We start from the raw sequence: 21,848 nt of genomic DNA on the forward strand, positions 1-21,848 counted from the left end.
ATTAATCATATTTATTCCGAAATCTTATCCATTGTTTTCATATGCGCTATATACTTCTCTCCCCACACTGAGATGCTATCTAATACTGATTTAAAATCCTCACCTATATCGGTCAAAGAATATTCTACTTTAGGAGGTACTTGCGGATATACATGACGCCTTACCATCCCATTATCTTCTAAACTGCGAAGCTGTTTTGTCAAGGTTGCTTGGGTTAAATCTGGTAGTAGTTTTTGAAGTTCCCCAAATCGAAGAGTCCCATTGCTTAAATTATGTAAAATTACTACTGCCCATTTACCAGCTATTATTTTTTGAGCTGTTACAAACGGACATTTGCCAAACAAATCATATTTTTCTTCCATTAAACTTCTCCTTTATCAATTGCTAATTATGATGATAACATAATCTAATATCAAATCATTAGTATCTTTTGTGATACTATGTATTACAAATAATCGTACTTGAAATATTTTTTGTACAAATATATTATGAAAGTACATAATAATTTTATCATATTAAAATAAAAGGAGCAATTCAAATGAATGAAGTATTAGAATTTTTAACTACAAATCCAACTTTTTATATTGCAACAATTGAAGATGACCAAGCAAGAGTACGTCCTTTCGGTGCAGTAAACGAATTCGAAGGTAAATTATATTTCTGCACAAATAACACAAAACCTGTTTTTAAGCAATTAGTTGCAAATCCTAAAGTTGAAATATCTACTGTATCACCAAAAGGCGAATGGATTCGTTTAAGCGGAACTGCTGTTGTTGATTCTAGACGTGAAGCTAAAGAAGCTATGTTAGAGGCTGTACCATCATTAAAAAACATGTACAATCTTGATGATGAAATTTTTGAAGTATTCTATCTTACTAATGCTGTTGCCGTAATTAATTCTTTCACTAACGGCGCAAAAACATTTAACCTATAATTAAGTTTTTTACAAATACTTAAAAGAGCGTAATATCATAAAAATATGATACTACGCCCACCTATAAACATTTTTATTTTCAAAGAGTGAAGCTACTACACAAAGCGTCAAACTTATTCAAACTACTACTCTTTTCCTTTATAGTGAACATGTAGTAATTCATGAGTCTTATCTTTTAATATTCCTGAATATAAGGAATCCATTAATGGATTATCATCTGAACGGCTTATGCTCTTCATTTTATCTACCTTATAAAGTTGAGCTCCACGTTTTACCTTTTCTTCAGCCTTTGCAAAAGGTTGACCCGCACCATTTATACATCCACCTGGACATGCCATAACTTCTACAAAATCATAATGTGCTTCTCCAGCTCTTACCTTCTTTATAATATTATCAGCATTCTTTAATCCACTTACTATTGCAATCTTTATTTCTCTATCTAATGCATTAATAGTAGTTTCCTTAACACCTTCCATGCCTCTAACACCTTCAAATGCAAAAGAACGTAATGCTGGTACTGGTTGCTCACTTAAAACCTTACGAATTACAGCTTCAGTAACACCTCCAGTTACACCAAATATAACTCCAGCTCCACTACAGCTTTGGAATGGTCTATCTAATGCTTCTGGCTCTAATTCTGAGAATGCAATTCCTGATTCATTTACCATATTAACGAATTCTTGCGTTGTAACTACATAATCCACATCAGGTACACCATCATTTTTAAATTCTTCTCTTGCTGCTTCGAATTTTTTAGCCGAACAAGGCATAATTGCTACACTTACAAGTTCCCTATCATCTTCTCTATAATGTTCCTTTAATACAGCTGCAAACATCCCCATAGGTGATTTGCAAGATGATACATTTTTCATTAACTCTGGATAAGTCTTTTCTGCATAATTCACCCATGCTGGACAACAAGATGTAAATAATGGCAATGCCTCGTTATTTTGGAGTTTTGATACAAATTCATTTGTTTCTTCAATAACTGTAAGATCAGCTCCTACTGAAGTATCGAAAATCTTATCAAATCCCATTCTTCTAAGAGCAGCTGCCATTTTGCCCATTGCATTTCTGCCATCTTCTTCTCCTAATTGCGTACCCAAACCTACTCTTACAGCTGGAGCTATTTGAACAACTACTCGTTTCTTAGGATTATTTAAATCCTGCCAAAGCTTTTCTGTATTACTTCTTACAACAATTGCTCCAGTAGGACATACTGCTGCACACTGGCCACAAGAAACACAATTTGAATGCCCTATAGGTTCATCAAAAGCTGTAGTTACAGTCATTTTAGAACCTCTTCCTACAAAATCAATTGCTCCAACATTTTGTACTTCTTCACATACTCTTACGCAATCACCACATAAGATACATTTGCTTTTATTTCTAACTATAGCAACTGAAGATTCATCTAATTCAACATCTGGTGCTGTATTAGGAAATCTTACATCATTAATTCCAAATCTTTTTGCTAACTCTTGAAGTTTACATGCTCCGCTTTGCTGACATGTTGTACAATCTCTACAATGATTTGCAAGCAATAATTCAAGAATGTTCTTTCTATATTTTCTAAGTCTTGGTGTGTTAGTGAATATTTCCATACCAGCTCTTGGAGGTGTAGAACATGCTGATTCAATATCTCCACGTTTAGTTTCTACCATACACATACGGCAAGCACCATAAACTGAAAGTTCTGAATAGAAACAAAAGGTTGGTAATTCAATACCTGCTTTTCTAACTAACTCCAAAATGTTTTTCTCATCTTGTATTTCTACAGGTATATTATCAATAGTCATAAACTGTCCGATCATCCTATTAATCCTCCTTTATAGCTTTAAATGGGCAAGTTTCCAAACAAGCTCCACATTTTATACACTTGTTTTGATCTATTACGAATGGTTCTTTAATTTTTCCTGAAATTGCCCCTACAGGACAAACTTTTGAACATTTTGAACATCCCTTACACATAGAAGGGTCAATTAATATTGTCTTAAGCTTTTGACAAGTCTTTGATGGACATTTTTTATCGACAATATGTTTTATATATTCATCTTTGAAATTCTTAATTGTGCTAACAACAGGTGATGGCGCTGTTTTTCCTAGTCCACAAAGTGCTGTAGCTGAAATTGTGTCTGCAAGTTCAAGTAACATATCCATATCTTCTAATTTACCTTTACCAGCAACAATTCCTTCAAGTATTTCAAGCATACGTTTAGTACCTTCACGACAAGGAACACATTTTCCACAAGATTCATTCTTTGTGAAATTCATAAAGAAACGTGCAACTTCAACCATACATGTATCTTCATCCATAACTACAAGACCACCAGATCCTATCATTGCACCTGCTTTTTTAAGAGAATCAAAATCTAACGGTAGATCAAGGTGTTCAGCTGTTAGACATCCTCCTGATGGTCCACCAATTTGCACGGCTTTAAACTTTTTACCATCTCTTATTCCACCGCCAATATCAAAAATTACTTCCCTCAAGGTTGTTCCCATTGGAACCTCTATAAGACCAGTATTTTCAATATTCCCTGTTAAGGCAAAAGCTTTTGTTCCCGGACTATTTTCAGGTCCAATAGATCTATACCATTCAGCACCTTTATTAATAACTATAGGTACATTAGCAAAAGTTTCAACATTATTAAGTACTGTAGGCTTTCCAAAAAGACCTTGTTCAACAGTTCTTGGTGGTTTTACTCTTGGCATTCCTCTTTTTCCTTCAATAGAAGCAGTAAGTGCACTTCCTTCACCACATACAAATGCTCCGGCACCTCTATTTATTTGAAGATCAAAGCTAAATCCAGTTCCTAAAATATTTTCTCCTAATATTCCATACTTTCTTGCCTGCTCAATTGCATTTGAAAGTCTGCTTACTGCTAAAGGGTACTCTGCACGAACATATATATATCCTTTTTGTGCACCACAAGCTACACCAGCAATCATCATGCCTTCAAGCATTCTATGAGGATCTCCTTCCATTATGCTTCTATCCATAAATGCACCTGGATCTCCTTCATCACCATTACAAACAATATATCTAATTTCTTCTTTTTGGCGACTTACTTGAGACCATTTACGACCTGCTGGAAAACCACCGCCTCCACGACCTCTTAAATTTGATTCTTCTATTTCCTTAATAACTTCATCTGCTTTCATATCAAACAGCACCTTTTCAAAGGCTGAATACCCATCTATAGCAAGGTATTCTTCAATTGAAGTTGCATCAATATGTCCACAGTGCTCAAGTGCAAGTCTAGTTTGTTTTTTATAAAATGGTATTTCTTCTTGTTTTTTATATATCTCACCATTTTTAGTATATGCAAGTCTTTCGACACATTCATCATTAATTATAGTTTTTTCAAGGATTTCAGCACAATCTTCTGGCTTTACCTTTATGTATAAATATCCAAAAGGCTCAATTCTTACAAGAGGTCCCATCTCACAAAACCCATGACATCCACTTTTTTTAATTCCAACAGTTTCATCATGTGGTTCTTTCTCAAGGCTCACTTCACAATTTATTTCTTTTTCTTTCATTAACTTTATAAATTCTTCATAAATATCTAGTGATCCACCTGCTACACAACCAGTACCAGCACATATTAAAATTTTCTTTTTTTCTTTTATTAAACTTTTTTTATAAAGTTCTCTTGTATTAATCAAATCATTTCTATTAAGAAGCATATTATTTTTCCTCCTTAAAAGTATTTAACAGTTCCATTGCTTTTTCTGGTGTCATTGATCCATATACTTTATCATTAACAGTCATAGCCGGAGCTAGTCCACAAGCACCAAGGCAAGAAACAGTTTCCAAAGTAAATATTAAGTCATCCGTTGTTGTTTTAGCCTCTGAAAGATTAAGTTCCTTTCTTAGCTTGTCCAATATTGGTATAGACTTTCTAACATGGCATGCTGTACCATCACATATTTTAATTACAAATTTGCCCTTAGGCTCTAAAGAAAAATTTTCATAAAAAGTTGCTACACTATAAATTTTAGCTCTACTCATCCCAAGCTTTTCTGAAAGATAAACAAAAGCTTCTTTTGGTAGATATCTATACTTTTCTTGAGTATCTTGCAATATTGCAATAATATTACACGCATCATGGTTATATTTTGTTAATATTATGTCTAAGTTACTGTAGTCAAAAGATTTACTCATTTATTTTCCTCCTTGCAATTGTTTTCATGCATTCAACATTTATATATTACTTTATTTAAAAACATATTACAATACGTTTATTCAAAATATTCTGTTATTTCTGATTTTTTTGTTAATTTTTTATCTATTTTTTGTTATATTATTAACAATTTAGGTATATTAATTAATATAATCAACCACCCTTAATATAAATTCTAATATTAGTGGTACTTTTATTTTTTCGCTCATTTTATTAAAATATATATTGTAAGGTTCAATTATAAATGATTGATTATCAATTTGTTTTTATTTCCTTCGGAAATCTACATATTGGCAATTGATCATTGATAAATGACAATTGTTAATTTTTACTGTTATCTGTAAGATGATATTACAAAAATTTATTTGAAATAATAATTGCGAGGATAGAAAAATGGAAAAATTACTCAGACCTGTATATGCAGAAATTGATTTAGATGCATTGGCATATAATATGAAAAATATAAAAGCTTTAGCAAAAGATAAGGAAGTAATTGCCGTAGTTAAAGCTGACTGTTATGGTCATGGTGCTGTCGATGTAGTTCCTACTTTACTTAAAAATGGTGCCTCCAGGCTTGCTGTTGCAGTTTTAACTGAAGGAATTGAACTTAGAAATAATAATATTAAAGCTCCAATAATGATACTGGGCTATACTCCAGTTGAATTAGGTGAAGAGCTAATAAAATATGATATAGAACAAACTGTATATGATTTAGATTCTGCAAAGGAACTGTCAAATATAGCTTTATCTCTTAATACAAAAGTTAAAATTCATATAGCAATGGATACTGGTATGGGTAGAATTGGCTTCCTTCCAACAAAAAATTCGGTTGAAGATATTGTTAAAATTTGTTCATTAAAGGGATTAGATGTTCTTGGTATATTTACACATTTTTCAACAGCAGATGAAAAAGATAAAAATTATACCTATGAACAATTTAAGAAATTTACAAATTTCACTGAAGAGCTTTCAAAACAAGGACTAAAAATACCTTTAAAACACGTATCTAATAGCGGTGCAATTATGGATATGCCCGAAACATATTTAGATGCTGTTAGAGCTGGAATAATACTTTATGGATATTATCCATCCAATGAAGTAAAAAAAGAAATGCTTTCATTAAGACCAGCATTAACTTTAAAAGCAAAGATAACACGAGTTCAAGAAATGGACAAAGATATGTATATAAGCTATGGAAGAACCTTTAAAACTAATAGAAAAAGTATAATAGCAACTCTTCCTATAGGTTATGCAGATGGTTATTCACGATTATTTGCCAAGGACGCAAAAGTAATTATAAATGGTCAATTTGCTCCTGTGGTTGGAAGAATTTGCATGGATCAATGTATGATAGATGTTACTGATATTGACTGTACCGTTAAGGTTGGAGATGAAGTAATACTTCTTGGAGAACAAAACGGTTTGAAATTTAATGCAGACGATATAGCAGCTGTCATGGGTACAATCAATTATGAAATACTATGTATGCTTAAATATAGAGTCCCTAGAATTTACATTAAAAATGGTAAAGTGGTTAAGGTTCATAACTACCTTTAATGTTAATATATAGATATACAATGCAAGAATTATACTTATGCAACAATTACCGAAATCAGATACATTTATCTTCCACAGGACTAGTGAAATTTTCGCTGGAAGGTTCTAAGTGGAAGGTTGCACCCATTTCTGCATGTTCCTAAAGTAAATTTATGACAAGCAGAAAATGGAACAGCCTTCCACTAATAACCATCATCAGCTCAATTTCACATGCCTGCTTCCAAAAAAATGTATCTAATTTCTAGTGTAGTGTTACGATTATAATTTCTCAATGATGTATGTATATTCCATTTATAAGTTTGATTACTAATTGGGATATCTATAATAGATCCTTAATATTGTAATTGGACCAATGTATACTTTTCCTATACATTGGTCCATATTTCTTTATATTAATTAACTTAATGAGCTTCCCATAAACACTCAGATATATTTATTTCAGAAAACTTTGCTTCAAAAGAAGAATTTGATGGGCTACATGCATATAGTCCAAAATTTATTTCATTATCTCCTTCAAATAAATGAAAAATCCTCATCTGTTTAAATACTTTCCCATCCATTGAATTTTCAACACAAAAATCATTTTCTCTACGGCTTAATCTATAATACATTGAATTAATGCTGCTATCTATATCTCTTGTAGCCCAATCTGAATATCCATTATTAGTAACTACACTTCCCAACCTTTGATATTTATCATTTTCATATTCTGTGGATACCTTAAACCAATTATCGCTATTTTGATAGATTATAATTCCACATTGATCAAATTGCTTTTTGCTATTAAAGTTAGTTTTAACTGTAAATGAAAAATATCTTTCATCCGTTTTAATTAATAAAGCTGGCGCGTTATCATTTCTAAATCCATAATAAGTTCTTTGCCAAAAATCTGTTTCTGGCTCTGTAATTATTATAATTTCTTCATTATTAATTTCATATTTTTTAGGTTTATTAATCCAAAAAGTTTTTTCCAAATCAAAATTCAACATCTAAATCCCTCCAAAACAATTATTTTAATCTATACACTCACACCTCAAATACATTTTACTAAACTCAATTAACATTTTTGGTTTTTTATAATAACTTCCAAAAATATTAATTTTTTAGCTATAGCGCCCACCTAATTCCATTATAATGCTATTATAAATAATAAACACTTACAATACTTTTATAATACAGCTAATTTATATAAAAATACTGCTTTTTTGAGGTGATTTTTTGAATAATATAGATTTAAAAGAAAATAAAGCACATGGAAACTTCATTCTTCCATTTACAACTTATTTTTGTGAACTTGATAATAAAAATTCTTCATCTGTCGTAACTCATTGGCATGAAGAAATTGAAATTGTATTTATAAAAAAAGGTACTGCTCAATTTAGAGTTGACTTAGATTCCTATATCTTAAAAGAAGGAGATATACTTATAATAAAACCTTTTTCTCTTCATTCTATGAATCCTATAAACAAAATGTATTGTTCTTGGAATGTTATGGTCTTTGATTTAAGTATGTTAAATAGTGCTATAACAGATGGATGTTTAATTCAATACTTTGCTCCAATATTAAATAATGAGCATCAATTACCTTTAATTATAGATAAAGAAAGTAGTGGCTATTTTGAACTATCAAAATGTTTAGAAGAAATTTTTAAATGCTTTAATTCTAAAAAAGCTGCTTTTGAACTTAAACTAAAATCCTTCTTATTTTATTTTTTCTCACTTCTTTATGAAAATGATTTGATAATAAAGAAAAAAGTTGTTCCGCTAACAAATGAAACAACTCGAAAAATTAAAATAATATTAAATTATATACACGAAAATTATATGAATGATATCTCAATCATTGATGTTTCTAATAGTTGTAATTTAAGTCAATATTATTTTATGAAATTTTTCAAAAAAAATTTAGGAATTACTTGTACCGAATATATTAATGTATATAGATTAGATATAGCCTCAAAGCTTTTAAATACAACTGACAAATCGATAACTGAAATATCTTATGAAACTGGATTTAATAGCGTTTCTTACTTTAATAAACTTTTCAAAGAAAAATTTAAAGTTACTCCAAAAGAGTTTAGAAATGCAAATTAATAAAATTTTCATCCTGCTAATATTTTTTAAACTTTATATTAAGTGAGGTCAGAAAAATCACCCCACTTAATATTATTTAATTGATTCCGCTACTTTAATAACCTCATCCTTACCAATATTTTTACCCCCTAAATAAAACAAAGTATTATCAGTTTCCCAATCAATATTTCTACCATCTGACAAAATAGCATCTACCCCATTAATTTTGATTTTCTCAATATCATCTGCATTACCTACTGTTTTAGTTTCATCACAAGCAAATCTCTCTTGTAAAAATATTTCTTTTCCTGTTACTTTATTTTCAAAATTTATATCCGCATATTTACTATCTTTCACATTACCATTTTCGTCCTTAGTGAATTCTGCATTTTTAAATGTATATCCATCAGGTAAATAAGTAGGTAGCTTAACCTTAAAACAAGTATAATCACTTATTTTGTTAATATCAGTAACATATAACTTATCCTCTGACTTACTATTCTTGTCCTTCATTTCAACTACCGAACCATCATTCATAATGAACTTTGTAATTCGGTTTCCATCTTTATCATATATACCATCTTTTGCTGTATCTTTTGTAAGCTTTTCAATTAATTTTCCATTTTTATCATAAGCTTTACCTTTAAGCGAATCTGGCAAATCAACTTCTTTAGGCTCATCATTATCTTCTTCTTGTACCATTGTTACATGTCCTAAATTTATGCTTTTTATAATTTTACTCACTGATTCTTGTGCAAATGATGTTTGAGCTACTAATGTTGAAGCTATTACTAACGATGCTGCTATAGCCACTGTTTTCCTTATTTTATTCATATCTTTATCTCCTTTACTATTAACATTTTTTAAAGTTGTTTCAAAAACATAAGCTTTATTACTTTCTTTACTAAAATCTAATTTACTAAAACCGGCTGCTAAATCCTGAAATTCTTCGTCTATACCTTCAATGTAATTTCCTTTATTATCCTTATTTCGTTTCATTTTATTTAGCCTCCTTTTCCATTTCATTTTTAAGTTTTTTCATAATCCTATGGAGCTTTACCCCAACATTACTTTCACTAATTTTTAAAATTTTTGCAATTTCCACATTTTTTAAATCCGCACCAAATTTATATGCAATAATATTACGTTCTTTAGCATCTAAAATATTTAATGCATTTATTAGTTTATTGTTTCTTTCTTCGTTAATAATTAAATCTTCTGGTCCCTTATCCCCTGATATCAAGTCAATAATGCTATCAATTGAAATGATTTTATGTCTTTTTTGTTTTCTAAAGTAATCATTAATAACATTCCTTGATATAGTAAACATCCAAACTTCAAATTTTGATTTTTCAATACAATAAGTTTTTATGTTTAACATAATTTTTTCAAATACCTGACTTGTTAAATCTTCTGCAACTGCCTGCGAATTAACTCTATAATAGGTATAGTTATATAGTCTTTTATAATAAAGTTCAAAGATTTCAGTAAACTCATCTTGCTTATCCACAATCTCATTTATTTTTTTCTCTTTCTGCAAGAAATTAACCACGGTAACCGGCTCCACCTTATTAATCTCCTCCTTACTGCAATAATATTTACTTAGCTAAGCTGCTTACATAAGTAAATACGCTCTTTTTTCTATTTCATTACAAACTTTTTATAAAAAATAATTTTTCTCAATTTAAAACTATTCCCTATTTAGGATACCATATAAAAACAGGTAATCCCATTTTGAACCACCTGCTAATATTGAGTTTCTTTGATTATAATATTCTCATTTCCAACTACAATAATAAAAATATGAATTTATCATGAAAATTTTATTATTTTTATCATATTCACAATTATGCAATAGGTTTTATAAAACCTATTATTAAATTTTTCATATTAAATATTTAATTTTTAATATCAGCAGCCTTATTTCATGTTTAAATTTAGCAGTTTTTAACCTATTTTTTTGCAAATTGTCAAATTTATTGATAAAATCAAACTGATAACAAAATATTAGAGAAAGAGGATTATTATGGAACTTAAAAAAGAAAATGATGTTATGATAAACGAAGTTTTATCTAACGAAACAAAAAAAATGAAGCATCCACCCGGTTTATATATGTTATTCATGACCGAGATGTGGGAACGCTTTAGTTATTATGGTATGAGAGCATTACTTGTAATGTACTTAACCACAGAATTTATAAAAGGTGGACTTGGTGTTGATAAAGCTTCCGCAATGGGCATATATGCCAACTTCACAGGGTTAGTTTATCTTACCCCACTCTTAGGCGGATATCTTTCTGACAGATATTTAGGTCAAAGAAAAGCTATCACTATTGGAGGAATAATAATAGCTTTAGGACAATTTACATTGTTCTCAAATCAAAGTTTAGCAGCTTTATATATAGGCTTATTTTTACTTATCATTGGTAATGGATTCTTTAAACCAAATATTTCAACAATAGTTGGACATTTGTATCCTGAAGGAGATAAACGAAAGGATTCAGCTTTTACTATTTTCTATATGGGAATAAATACTGGGTCATTTTTAGCTCCTCTTATTTGTGGAACTTTAGCTGAAAAAACAATGGCAACAGTCCAAGGTGGAGAAATCATACATTATGGATACAGATACGGATTCTTAGTTGCTGGTATTGGTATGGTACTCGGACAAATACTCTTTAATGCTTTATCAAATAAATACCTTGGTGATATTGGAAAATCACCAGTAGTAAAGGTTAAAAACAACACAAATACTAAAGCACAATATCCTCCTTTAACCAAAAAGGAAAAACATAGAACTACAGTTATTTTAATACTTACAGCTTTTGTTATAATTTTCTGGACAGGCTTTGAACAAGCTGGTAGTTCACTTACTATCTATACTCAAGATTATATAAATAGATCAGTTGGGGGATGGGAAGTTCCAGTTTCATGGTTCCAATCACTAAATCCACTTTTTATAGTGACATTTGGAATACCAGTATCAAAATTATGGTACAAACTTGCTTCTAGCAAAAGAGGTGATTTAAGCATTCCTCAAAAAATGGCAATAGGTTCAATAATGTTAGGTTTTGGTTTCCTACTTATGGTTTGCGCGGTTATGCAAAGAGGCGGTAATGTAGAAGATACAGCAGTTAAAGCTAGTATGATATGGCTAGTTGGAACTTACTTCCTTCATACCATGGGAGAACTTTGCTTATCGCCTGTAGGTCTTTCAATGGTAAGCTCATTAGCTCCAGCTAAGCTTGCATCATTCCTAATGGGTGTGTGGCTATTAAGCAGCTTTGTAGCCAACGAAATTGCTGGACACCTTGCTGGATATGTTGAAATTCTAGGTCATTTACAAATATTCAGCGGAATAGCTGTTGTTTCAATTATTATGGGATTAATATTATTAACCTTTAATAAAAAATTAGTAGCTATGATGGAATGATATGCATAATAACTTTAGGCACATGAAAATATTCATGTGCCTAAAAGTTTACTCTATACAAATTGTTCTACTATTTTTTTAAATTTATCAATAAACATTTATTAAGTAAAAAGTCTATCTCTGTTTTAAGTCTAGTTAATTCTTCGGAACTTATATCCTCTAATTCTTTTTTATTATTTTTAAATTCTTTACTTAAATCATAAAATAAAGCTCGCACTTGTTCCATATTAGCTTCTTTCATCTTATCTAAATATCTTCTTACAGCTTCATCTATATTGCTTGCCCATTTATCCACTGCAGTCATAGATATTTCCTCAATTTTTTTCTGCCAAGTCAATGAATCATATAAAAAGAAAATTGAATCTGTGAATACACTCAATGATTCAGTAATTCCTTTTACAGATGCTGCTTTTATAGTTTTTAATACATGATTTAAATTATTGTTAGTATCACCATAACTCACTCTTTCAAAAGCATTCAAAAGTTTCTTTAAATTTTTACTTTCTCCCAAGCCATTTTCTGCTCTTCTAAACATTTCACCTGTAGCCTGCTTTATAATATCTCCTCTATGTTTTTCGATAATTTCCTCAATGACTTCGCTATATAGAGAATTATTCTTCTTAACATTTTCCTCTAATTTTATTATTTCAGCACTTAACAACTTCTCAATTTCTCTATCTAAGGCAATAATTTCATCCTCAATATAAGAATTTAAATTATCAGTTTCTTCATTAGTCAGCTTAGGAACATAATAATGCTGCATTAAATTAAAGGTTTCTTCCTTCATAGTCCATTTGCTTTCATCGTATATGTATTTTTTCACATCTTCTTTAATCTTTAAATCAAATTTTCCAATAAGTCTAATAGCTTGTAATTTTATTTTTACAAAACCATTCTCTATTGAATCTAATATATTTTTCTTTTCATCTAAAAATTCTTTGATTACATCAACTTTTTCTCCTGTACTTACCTTAGCCGATTCAATATCTGCAATTTTAGAATTTATTTTAATATTACATTCACGTAGCACATAATCCTGATAGCTTTTTAAAACTTCTGCAAGTTCTTCCTCTTTACTTGGATCAGTGACTCTTTTATAAATGTAATCCCAAAGTTCATCTGTTGCTGGATTTTTTTCACTACTGCTTTCAATTAGAAATACCTTCGTATCTATATGAAGACATTCACTGACAGCTTTTTTTATTTCACAAATTCTTTTATTAGTTTCATCTGTATTTTCTGGGCACATATTAACTGCTAATACAACTTCAACATTTTTATTTATAATTTCTCCAACATATTTTAAGAATTGAAAATCATCTTCCCCTACGCCTGTTTTATAAGAAACAACATAGATGATAAAATCACTTTCTGGTATAAATTCCTTTAAAACTTCTTCATGCTTTTCAATGAGAGAACCATACCCTGGAGTATCAAATATTCTTATTCCATTATATTTTTTATTTTTACTTCTTCCAACATATTTAAGTCGCATTAAATTTCCAATAGGTTTAGTTGTAAGAGCTGCAAATCTATCTTCATCTATAACCTCTCTAGTAAGATCGTCACTTATAGCAATCAAGCTCTCTTCTTCCTTCTCATCTATAACAACTTCAGTAACTACACCTGTTGTTGGTCTAACACTTTCTACAAGTATCTTTCTATCAAAAATACTATTTATTAAAGCACTCTTTCCTGAGCTTGTCTCTCCTAGCATAACAACATAATGAGCTGGATTAATTATTCTATCCTTCACCAATTGATTTTTAATTGTAACCTCATCACTGTCAAGGATATTAACAACTTTATCTATTCTATTTTGTCTATCTACACAGCTTTTAAAAATATCCATATATTATTTCTCCTTGCATATTTGTATTAAATCTCTTAATATCTTTAAATCTTCTTCAAATTCTTGAACATGTTCCTCGTTATAATGTGTTTCATATCTCATTTCTATATTTTTCATATCTTCTTTAAAAGTCTTTTCTAAATTATTCTTTAATTCTCTAATAGCATCATCTACCTCTTGTTGTTTTGCCATTAAATCTCCAAGGATTTCTTCCTTTAAATACTTTTCCAAATCTTCTATCATTGGCTCTAAGTCCTTCAGCGTATAGCTAGCTCTATTTTCAACAATCTTTTTACGCATCTGATTTCCTATTAATGAAAAGGCTAAGCTAATTCCCATACCAACTAAAATTCCTGCTGGTCCTCCAAGGACACTTACTGCACCAGCAGCTCCTATTAGTCCACTTGACACTCCAAGTACTGTAGGAAGTGATTTTTCATATTTAACTGAACTTTTTCTATTAAAGAACGATATATTTTCATAGGTTCCAGTGAACCCTTTTACTTTAATTTCATCAAGTTCATAATTAATATTCTTTATAAGATTACCTATACTAGCTAAAATTTGATCCATTATATCATTTATTGCTTTATCTGAACTTTCCTTGTAGATTAAACTTAATCTATTTCCATCTACAATTCCTTTATTAATAATTCTTCTTAATTCAATCCTTAAATTTTCCATATTTTCTTTTATTATCTTAGAAGAATTATCTATAATATTCCCCATTTCTTCATCTGCATAAATTCTACATTTTCTTATTTTAGCTTTATTATCAGAAATCAGCATTTTTACCTGATTAATTTTTTCTTCTTTTTCCAATACATTTTGCTTATGTTCATTTAAAGCTAATAACTTATACGCCTCTATTTTATCATTGATCCCTTTTAAAGCTTCATATAATCTTTCTTTTAAAGTTCTTATTAAATCCTCATTATATTCTTTTGAAATGTTTTTTATTTCTTCTATAACTTTAGTAATACCTGATTCCTCATAAGCTAAATTATCCTTAGTAAATTTCCCTTTTACCGCTTGATAAACATTTACTACATCAACATGAATTTCTCTTTCTTCATTATGAGCATAACTTATACTGCTTAAGACACCTTCATTATGTTCTTTTGCTTCATTAGCATCTTCTAAACTTTCATCATTCCATTTATTTTGTATAAAAAGCGTATTTGAAAGCTTTGGCCATAAGGCATTAATAAAGTTCTTTTCTGATCTTGTTATAGGAGGGTTTGTTCTAATTAAAAAAATTCCTGCTACAAGCTTATTTACATATTCCAAAGTAGTTCTTTGATTTTCAGGCGTCAAACTACCTACTCCTGGTAAATCCACAAGAACAATATCATCTTTCAATACTTCGCTTTGATTATGTAAAACTATTTTAGAAACTTTAAGAGCGTTTCCAGCATTAAAATCATTATGAACATACTTTTCTAAATCTTTAACTTGTATGTTCTCCTTAGTTCCATTTATATAATAGACTATAGCCTCATTAACATTATCTCCATATCTCACTTCAACTGGTACACAAGTTGTCTCATCTACATCTGTAGGAAGAATATTATCTTCCATCAGTATAGAATTTAAAAAACTGCTCTTCCCAGCTCCTTGAATTCCTAACACAGGAACTATTATTTCTTTCCTATTTAAATTTTCTAAAAAATGATAAAAAAACTCTTTATAGTTAACTCCCTGATCATTATGTAAATATTTTTCTAATAACCCATAGAATCTTTCATCTTCAATTAAATTCATATATGACATTTATTGTTCTCTCCTTTTTCCAAAAATCCTAGCGAAGATTGACTTATTGCCCCATTCAACTTCTTCTTGTATATTATCGATTCTTTCATTAAAACTATCTTCTATTTTATTAATTAATTCAATCAAAACATCTTTATCTTCAATTTTATCATCAATCTTCTTAATTTTCTCTAAAACAAAATTATTACCACTAACTAAGTTATCCTTAATTGACTTTTCAACTGCTTTGGTCTTACTTTCGATACTTTTTCCTACTTCTTCAACTTTTTCTTCAACTTTTCCAAGATTAATATTATCAATCTTATTAATAATTTCCTCTTTATTGCTAGTAGCATCTTTTACAATTTTAAGGCCTAAAATAGCAAGTCTATCTTCTATTGAGCTAAATAGAACTTTATTTTGCTCTTCTAAATTTTTATTTATAGCGGCCTCTATTGTATTTTCAATAGTTTTAGATATATTTTTTATACTATTATTTAAATCTTCAAGTTTTTCTTCAAATTCTTCTTCTTGAAACTCTTGAAAACTTCCCTTTAAATCATTTATCTTCTTTTCAATAGGAATTAACTTTTCGATTACTTCCTCTGACATGTTTCTAGACACTTTAGAAAGTGCATTTGCCATATCATCTTGAATTTCACTCATTATATTTTTTGTAACCTCATCACTTTGAATTAAAATTGATTTTTCTTCCATGTCATACTCCTTTACGCATTAAAATCTGCGTCACAGTTTCTATTCAAATAATAACTTAATATTGATTCTAATATTTCTTTTTCTTCCATCCCTCTTGCTAAAGGATTTTCAAACAACTTTTCCTTCAAATTCTTATAATCACTTATTAAAAATTGTCCTTTCTGTGTACTTTCTATCAGTGCCATATTATATATAGGATTTTTAGCATTGATCAAAACATAATCTACCACAACATTATAATATCTATTTTTAATGCTATTTTTTAAATTTTTAACTTCAAATAAAAGTTCTTGAACATTGTTTGCATTAATAAATTCTCTTGAAGAATCTATAACTAAATTCAACATAATGCTTTTGCTATTTTTAAAGAACGCAAGTAAATTTCTACTTTCTAAAATCTGCTTTTTAGAGTTTCCTATTTGAATGCCATTAAATAAAATAAACATATTGAAAGACTTATCTTTAAGTGTATTAATCTTATTATAAAAATCTTTATTATTCTTACATAATTCATAAGCAATTACTAAATTATCAATACTCAGCAAACCTTCTTCTTTTAGCCTTTCACATTCATTTTTACTTAAATAATTTCCATAGGTTCTAAATATAAATTCATTGCAGGAATCTATATCCCATGTCCAAAAAAGATTAAAAAAGCTATTTTTCACTTTTTCGCTACATTTTTGTCTTATATATTGTCCAACTAATAAATAATTTTGCTCTAAAACTTTATTACTTAATACATAAAAATTATATTGATCTTTTGGAATTTGATATATTATCTTTTGTTCAGGTTCGTCTATTGTTATTGATACTTCATCTTTTTCTTCAAGTTTGAATTCTTCAAGCATATCTTTAATAACTGATAAGCTCCTGCTCACATCATCTAAATCAAATAATTCAATATTTTGATCTTTTTTTTCTTTATATTCTTCTGCTCGTTTCTTAGCTTCATCATAAAATATCTCAATAGATTTATTAAACTGATTACTCCATTCTTTCAATATATTAATATAGCTTATTTTATTTTCATTACATATATCCTTAGCCATTTTTTGGGTAGCATCTTTATCTATTATTTTCTCATCATATTCTACCTCTTTATAGCCCCATTCTTTATCTAACAAATTAGATAAAAATCTTTTTCCTTTATTAAACACTCCATCTTTTTTGAATAGCATGGTCTTTTCTTCAACCCTATGTTTAATTTCTATATTTTTGCTTTCAATATTAGGTAGTGAATAGGAAAATCTTATATCTAAATTTAACTTATCATATATATCCTTTTTACGATTTTCACAATCTTTAACTACATTTATGATATCACTTTCAATATATAATTTCTTATTATTGATTCTATCTACTATATTTAAATAATCTTCAAAATCCTCGGAAGTTGATTCTGTAATTTCACTTATTGTTCCAGAAATAACTTCTTCAATATCTTTAATTTTTAACAAAATTTTTTCCTGGGCATTTTCAAAATCATATACAAGTTTATCAACATCTCTACTTTTTACCTCTGCCAAAGCTTGTATAGCTTCTAAATCATTTCCTTTTACTATTTCTTTGTCAGTATTAATTATACTATTTATTTTATCCTTAAGGCTAATAGCCCTTTTCATATCAATCTTAGGTATAGTATTTTCCTTGCAGATTTCTACTGCTCTTATAAAACCTTCTAAATTCGATTTTTTATATAATTCATTATCATCATTTATAATTCCATTTAGTCCATTGAGAGCAGATATTTGAATAACTTCAAACTTCTCTTTTCCTTGTGTTGCTTTATCCAATAGATTTTCAGCCCTATTTTTATGTTTTTTCAAAATAGTAATCTTATCTTCTTCAATTATTCCATTTTTACCAATTTTCTCTTCTACTGAGTCAATCATATTTTGTACTAATATTATCTGCTTTTCTTTTTCATCAACAATTTTTATTTTTTCAGCATTTGTTCCATCACTATTAGCTTTAACAGTCGTTACAAAAATGCATATATCTATTGTTGGCAATAGTATTTCTAAAGTTAATTTCTCATGATTTTCTAAATTCCAAGCATCAAGTCCCGGGCTGTCAATGATATGTATATTTTCATCTAATAAGAAGCTAGGGGTGGTAATATGAATTTGTGTAACTTTCAATTCATTGTTAGGATTCTTATTTTCATCAGCATATTCACTTATAGTATCTTCATTTAAATCATCCTCTTTTAATATTTTCGGCTTTTTATCATTAAAATAAATTATTGCTTCTCTATTTACACCTTTCGATGCAGTAATTATTATACTAGAACTTGGCCTTATAGCCATAGGTAAAATCCGCTCACCTAAAAGTGCATTAACCAAAGTTGATTTTCCACTACTGGTTACTCCCATAATAGCAATTCTTATTATATTGCTATTAAATAGTTCTTTTCTTTCTTCAAGCCATTCTATATCTTTATTATATCTTGTTTTTCTATAATCATTTTTTTGTAAAATATCTTTTATTTCTTCAATCGCATTTAATATATAACCATCTTTTATCATAATATCTCCATAACAAACTATAAGTAATTTGTAGAATTAATTTACATTTATCATACCTATATATTAACACAATTAAGCCTAATTATCTAAATAAAAAAAGATACTACCTCTTGTTAGCATAGTATCTATTCTAATTACAAACTTCTTCATTAATAACTGATTTTATTCTTTCTCTTCTTTAAAGGCTAATTTCCTCTGCATTTTGAAATTTAGTGAACTCACTAAACCAGATGGCAGCTTTATTAATATTTTATTTGCAAATCCTGGTACCACTAATCTCTTATTTTTCATTAATCCATAATATGCAGCTTCAGCTACCTTTTCAGGCTCCATGCCACCTGGTACATCTTTCTTTCCAGCATTTTTTGAAAAATTAGTTCTTGTTGCTCCAGGACATAGAGTTGTAACTGATATTTTATATGGCTGCAATTCCTTATAGAGGGCCTCAGAAAATGATAAAACATATGCTTTTGTAGCATAATAAACTGCTGTAAAAGGGCCAGGTGCAAAAGCTCCAGTAGATGCTACATTTAAAATTCTGCCCTTATTTCTTTTAACCATTTCCCTTGAAAAAAGTTTTGTCATCTCCGTTAAAGAAACTATGTTTAATTGTAATATTTCTAAGTCTCTTTCTATTTCAATTTCATGAAAAAATCCTACTTTACCACTTCCAGCATTATTTATTAAAATATCTACCTGCAAGTTCATTCTAGTTATAGTATTAAATATTATTCTTGCTGCTCCTTGCTCAGATAAATCCTGAGCAATAATATAAGTCATTATGTTATATTTCTCAGATAATTCATTAGCTAATCTAGCAAGTTTATCTGCATTTCTTGACACTAAAATAAGATCATATTTATTAAAAGCAAATATTTTTGCAAGTTCATATCCTATTCCACTAGTTGCGCCTGTTATTAATACAATTTCATTACTTATCATATTTAATACCTCTCTTTAATTATTGTAACGATAAACTATTTAATCATATACTAATTATGACTTCAAAACGAATACGAACCATAGTAATTTTGATTTTTACTATGGTTCATTTATCTAAACAATATAAATATTAAGTTTTATAATCAACTTTTATTCTGCTGGCATAGCTGGATTTGCTGCTGGAGTATATGTTCTTGTTAACAATTCAGAATCTAACAATAACAAACCTCGTACATCATCGCCAATTAATTGTAATTTCTTAATATTGTCATCCATATTTGACTCTTCTTCTGCTTGCTCACTAACAAACCATTGAAGAAAAGCATTAGTCTTGTGATCCCTCTCATCAAGTGAAAGATCAACAATTGAATAAATAGACTTTGTAACAAATAATTCATGTTTGTAGGCCTCTTTAAAAACATCTAGTGGAGAATTAAATACTAAGTTTGGCTGATCTATCTGTTGCAACTTAATTTCACCTTGAACGTGAGATATGTATCTAAAGAACATCATTGCATGATCACGTTCTTCTTGAACCTGAACCTTAAAGTAGTTAGCAAATCCCTTAAGGTTTTTATCTTCAAAATATGCAACCATTGATAAATATAAATATGCTGAGTAGAACTCTTTATTTAATTGTTCATTTAAAAGTTGTTCCATTTCCTTACTAATCATATACTTTCCTCCTTTTAATCTGCTCTTTTATATAAATTTTCTATGTTATAAAATAACTATTCCTTACTAATAATTTTATACCTTAAAACCATATTTTTCAATCATCAAATATTTTCTATAGAATAATTTGTTTTTTTGAAGTACTCTTAGATTAAGGAAATCACATAATAACAATTATCATAAGTTTCACAAATATTTTACGCATAAATAGGAAGGATATTGATTATAATCATGTATATAAATAAGCTTGTTTATTTTATAAGTGTAGCAGAAAATTTAAATTTTACTAAGGCAGCTCAAGAATGTCATTTAGCTCAACCAGCTATTAGCCAGCAGATCAATTCATTAGAACACGAAATAGGATTTCAATTATTTATACGAACAAGTAAAAATGTTGTACTTACTGAAGCAGGAAAAGTATTTTACGAGGAAGTAAAAAAAATAATTGAAGGCTATAAAACTGCTGTAAAAAAAGCTGAAAGTGTTGCATATGGATTTGAAGGCATGATTACAATAGGAATATGTGGAGGCACTGAAGAAGTATTTTTACCACAGATTCTAAAAGTATTCAAAGAAATGTATCCTTTAATAGGATTCGAATTTAGAAGAGCAGCCTTTAATGATATAAGTAAGCAATTAGAAAATAAAATTTATGATATAGTATTTACATGGCCATATGATTTGGAAGGCTTAAAAAATATTGGTTATAAAATAATCTTTGAAGATGAAGCTTGTGCTATGATGAGTTTTAACAATAAGATATCAGAAAAACCTCGAGTTTCTAAAGGTGAACTTGCTATGGAAAATAATATAATGGTGGCATATGAAAAAAAAACAAAGACGTATAAACATTTTTCTGAGTTTTATGGTAAATATAATATTAAACCTAAGTCAATTATAACTGTAGAAGATAGTGAAATATTGAATTTAATGATAGATTTAAATATGGGAATAAGTATTGTACCTAAAAGAATTAAAGAATTAAATAGCAACAGATTTTCCTTTGTTGAAATACAAGGTGAACCACATTCAATTAAATTTTGTGTAGCATATTTAAAAGAAAATACAAATCCATGTGTTGAGTTATTTGTCAACAATGCAGCTATAAGATAATCTTATAGCTGCATTGTTTTATTATATTTCTAAATAAAAAAATTGAATGTTATACTAAAAGCATAATTATGACAGGAGG

Annotated in this window: 18 protein-coding genes; 5 read left to right on the forward strand and 13 right to left on the reverse strand. The window is 28.9% G+C overall.

The window, feature by feature from the left end; translation table 11 throughout:
* Positions 1-11 precede the first annotated feature (11 nt).
* Positions 12-362 (reverse strand): winged helix-turn-helix transcriptional regulator, encoded by a 351-nt coding sequence (locus tag CSPA_RS21225; RefSeq protein WP_015394436.1) that lies wholly within the window; start codon positions 360-362, stop codon positions 12-14.
* Between the two features lie 176 nt (positions 363-538).
* Between CSPA_RS21225 and CSPA_RS21230 the strand changes: the two genes are divergently transcribed.
* Positions 539-934: a pyridoxamine 5'-phosphate oxidase family protein gene (locus tag CSPA_RS21230; protein ID WP_015394437.1), complete on the forward strand. Its 396-nt coding sequence runs from the start codon at positions 539-541 to the stop codon at positions 932-934.
* A gap of 125 nt (positions 935-1,059) precedes the next feature.
* Here the strand turns inward: CSPA_RS21230 and CSPA_RS21235 are convergent, their stop codons facing one another.
* Genes CSPA_RS21235 through CSPA_RS21245 form a run of 3 tightly spaced genes read right to left on the reverse strand, consistent with a single transcriptional unit; the run spans position 1,060 to position 5,105 of the window.
* The gene (locus tag CSPA_RS21235; protein WP_015394438.1) at positions 1,060-2,748 is read right to left on the reverse strand and encodes a [FeFe] hydrogenase, group A; all 1,689 of its coding nucleotides are present in this window, start codon (positions 2,746-2,748) and stop codon (positions 1,060-1,062) included.
* A 4-nt stretch (positions 2,749-2,752) separates the two neighbouring features.
* Positions 2,753-4,627: an NADH-quinone oxidoreductase subunit NuoF gene (nuoF, locus tag CSPA_RS21240; protein WP_015394439.1), complete on the reverse strand. Its 1,875-nt coding sequence runs from the start codon at positions 4,625-4,627 to the stop codon at positions 2,753-2,755.
* A 1-nt stretch (position 4,628) separates the two neighbouring features.
* Positions 4,629-5,105, reverse strand: a complete 477-nt coding sequence (locus tag CSPA_RS21245; protein WP_015394440.1) for a complex I 24 kDa subunit family protein — start codon at positions 5,103-5,105, stop codon at positions 4,629-4,631.
* 412 nt (positions 5,106-5,517) lie between these two features.
* Here CSPA_RS21245 and alr point away from each other — a divergent pair, with 412 nt between their 5' ends.
* The gene (alr, locus tag CSPA_RS21250; RefSeq protein WP_015394441.1) at positions 5,518-6,681 is read left to right on the forward strand and encodes an alanine racemase; all 1,164 of its coding nucleotides are present in this window, start codon (positions 5,518-5,520) and stop codon (positions 6,679-6,681) included.
* Between the two features lie 401 nt (positions 6,682-7,082).
* Here alr and CSPA_RS21255 read toward each other — a convergent pair whose 3' ends face one another.
* Positions 7,083-7,670 carry a DUF1349 domain-containing protein gene (locus CSPA_RS21255; RefSeq protein ID WP_015394442.1) on the reverse strand — a complete coding sequence of 196 codons (588 nt, stop codon included), beginning with the start codon at positions 7,668-7,670 and terminating at the stop codon, positions 7,083-7,085.
* Between the two features lie 229 nt (positions 7,671-7,899).
* On the opposite strand from CSPA_RS21255, the gene CSPA_RS21260 reads away from it, so the two are divergent.
* Complete coding sequence (locus CSPA_RS21260) at positions 7,900-8,775, forward strand: AraC family transcriptional regulator (RefSeq protein WP_015394443.1); 876 nt, start codon at positions 7,900-7,902, stop codon at positions 8,773-8,775.
* 72 nt (positions 8,776-8,847) lie between these two features.
* Here CSPA_RS21260 and CSPA_RS21265 read toward each other — a convergent pair whose 3' ends face one another.
* A complete protein-coding gene (locus CSPA_RS21265; RefSeq protein ID WP_015394444.1) occupies positions 8,848-9,753 on the reverse strand; it encodes a DUF4367 domain-containing protein in 906 nt (301 codons plus the stop codon).
* Between the two features lies 1 nt (position 9,754).
* Positions 9,755-10,321: a sigma-70 family RNA polymerase sigma factor gene (locus CSPA_RS21270; RefSeq protein ID WP_015394445.1), complete on the reverse strand. Its 567-nt coding sequence runs from the start codon at positions 10,319-10,321 to the stop codon at positions 9,755-9,757.
* 459 nt (positions 10,322-10,780) lie between these two features.
* Between CSPA_RS21270 and CSPA_RS21275 the strand changes: the two genes are divergently transcribed.
* Positions 10,781-12,187 carry a peptide MFS transporter gene (locus tag CSPA_RS21275; protein WP_015394446.1) on the forward strand — a complete coding sequence of 469 codons (1,407 nt, stop codon included), beginning with the start codon at positions 10,781-10,783 and terminating at the stop codon, positions 12,185-12,187.
* Positions 12,188-12,257: 70 nt separating this feature from the next.
* On the opposite strand, the gene CSPA_RS21280 is transcribed toward CSPA_RS21275, so the two are convergent.
* The 6 genes from CSPA_RS21280 to CSPA_RS21305 all read right to left on the reverse strand — a co-directional run bounded on the left by CSPA_RS21280 (position 12,258) and on the right by CSPA_RS21305 (position 20,656).
* On the reverse strand, positions 12,258-14,039 hold the full coding sequence (locus tag CSPA_RS21280; RefSeq protein ID WP_015394447.1) for a dynamin family protein: 1,782 nt from the start codon (positions 14,037-14,039) through the stop codon (positions 12,258-12,260).
* Positions 14,040-14,042: 3 nt separating this feature from the next.
* Positions 14,043-15,812 carry a dynamin family protein gene (locus tag CSPA_RS21285; RefSeq protein WP_015394448.1) on the reverse strand — a complete coding sequence of 590 codons (1,770 nt, stop codon included), beginning with the start codon at positions 15,810-15,812 and terminating at the stop codon, positions 14,043-14,045.
* Positions 15,813-16,508, reverse strand: coding sequence for a hypothetical protein (locus CSPA_RS21290; RefSeq protein ID WP_015394449.1), 696 nt, complete (start codon positions 16,506-16,508; stop codon positions 15,813-15,815). It lies immediately after the preceding gene.
* Between the two features lie 11 nt (positions 16,509-16,519).
* Entirely contained in the window at positions 16,520-19,039 is a 2,520-nt protein-coding gene (locus CSPA_RS21295) for a dynamin family protein (RefSeq protein WP_015394450.1), read from the reverse strand.
* 162 nt (positions 19,040-19,201) lie between these two features.
* Positions 19,202-19,981, reverse strand: coding sequence for an SDR family NAD(P)-dependent oxidoreductase (locus CSPA_RS21300; RefSeq protein ID WP_015394451.1), 780 nt, complete (start codon positions 19,979-19,981; stop codon positions 19,202-19,204).
* 150 nt (positions 19,982-20,131) lie between these two features.
* Positions 20,132-20,656 carry a ferritin gene (locus tag CSPA_RS21305; RefSeq protein WP_015394452.1) on the reverse strand — a complete coding sequence of 175 codons (525 nt, stop codon included), beginning with the start codon at positions 20,654-20,656 and terminating at the stop codon, positions 20,132-20,134.
* 231 nt (positions 20,657-20,887) lie between these two features.
* On the opposite strand from CSPA_RS21305, the gene CSPA_RS21310 reads away from it, so the two are divergent.
* Complete coding sequence (locus tag CSPA_RS21310) at positions 20,888-21,769, forward strand: LysR family transcriptional regulator (RefSeq protein WP_015394453.1); 882 nt, start codon at positions 20,888-20,890, stop codon at positions 21,767-21,769.
* Positions 21,770-21,848: the final 79 nt, after the last annotated feature.

This window comes from Clostridium saccharoperbutylacetonicum N1-4(HMT) (assembly GCF_000340885.1).
GTDB classification, from domain to species: domain Bacteria; phylum Bacillota; class Clostridia; order Clostridiales; family Clostridiaceae; genus Clostridium; species Clostridium saccharoperbutylacetonicum.

Excerpts from the sequence above, each read along its gene's own strand:
- CSPA_RS21225 (WP_015394436.1), bottom strand. The coding sequence starts at position 362 with ATGGAAGAAAAATATGATTTGTTTGGCAAATGTCCGTTTGTAACAGCT.
- CSPA_RS21230 (WP_015394437.1), top strand. The coding sequence starts at position 539 with ATGAATGAAGTATTAGAATTTTTAACTACAAATCCAACTTTTTATATT.
- CSPA_RS21235 (WP_015394438.1), bottom strand. The coding sequence starts at position 2,748 with ATGATCGGACAGTTTATGACTATTGATAATATACCTGTAGAAATACAA.
- nuoF (WP_015394439.1), bottom strand. The coding sequence starts at position 4,627 with ATGCTTCTTAATAGAAATGATTTGATTAATACAAGAGAACTTTATAAA.
- CSPA_RS21245 (WP_015394440.1), bottom strand. The coding sequence starts at position 5,105 with ATGAGTAAATCTTTTGACTACAGTAACTTAGACATAATATTAACAAAA.
- alr (WP_015394441.1), top strand. The coding sequence starts at position 5,518 with ATGGAAAAATTACTCAGACCTGTATATGCAGAAATTGATTTAGATGCA.
- CSPA_RS21255 (WP_015394442.1), bottom strand. The coding sequence starts at position 7,670 with ATGTTGAATTTTGATTTGGAAAAAACTTTTTGGATTAATAAACCTAAA.
- CSPA_RS21265 (WP_015394444.1), bottom strand. The coding sequence starts at position 9,753 with ATGAAACGAAATAAGGATAATAAAGGAAATTACATTGAAGGTATAGAC.
- CSPA_RS21275 (WP_015394446.1), top strand. The coding sequence starts at position 10,781 with ATGGAACTTAAAAAAGAAAATGATGTTATGATAAACGAAGTTTTATCT.
- CSPA_RS21280 (WP_015394447.1), bottom strand. The coding sequence starts at position 14,039 with ATGGATATTTTTAAAAGCTGTGTAGATAGACAAAATAGAATAGATAAA.
- CSPA_RS21285 (WP_015394448.1), bottom strand. The coding sequence starts at position 15,812 with ATGTCATATATGAATTTAATTGAAGATGAAAGATTCTATGGGTTATTA.
- CSPA_RS21290 (WP_015394449.1), bottom strand. The coding sequence starts at position 16,508 with ATGGAAGAAAAATCAATTTTAATTCAAAGTGATGAGGTTACAAAAAAT.
- CSPA_RS21295 (WP_015394450.1), bottom strand. The coding sequence starts at position 19,039 with ATGATAAAAGATGGTTATATATTAAATGCGATTGAAGAAATAAAAGAT.
- CSPA_RS21300 (WP_015394451.1), bottom strand. The coding sequence starts at position 19,981 with ATGATAAGTAATGAAATTGTATTAATAACAGGCGCAACTAGTGGAATA.
- CSPA_RS21305 (WP_015394452.1), bottom strand. The coding sequence starts at position 20,656 with ATGATTAGTAAGGAAATGGAACAACTTTTAAATGAACAATTAAATAAA.
- CSPA_RS21310 (WP_015394453.1), top strand. The coding sequence starts at position 20,888 with ATGTATATAAATAAGCTTGTTTATTTTATAAGTGTAGCAGAAAATTTA.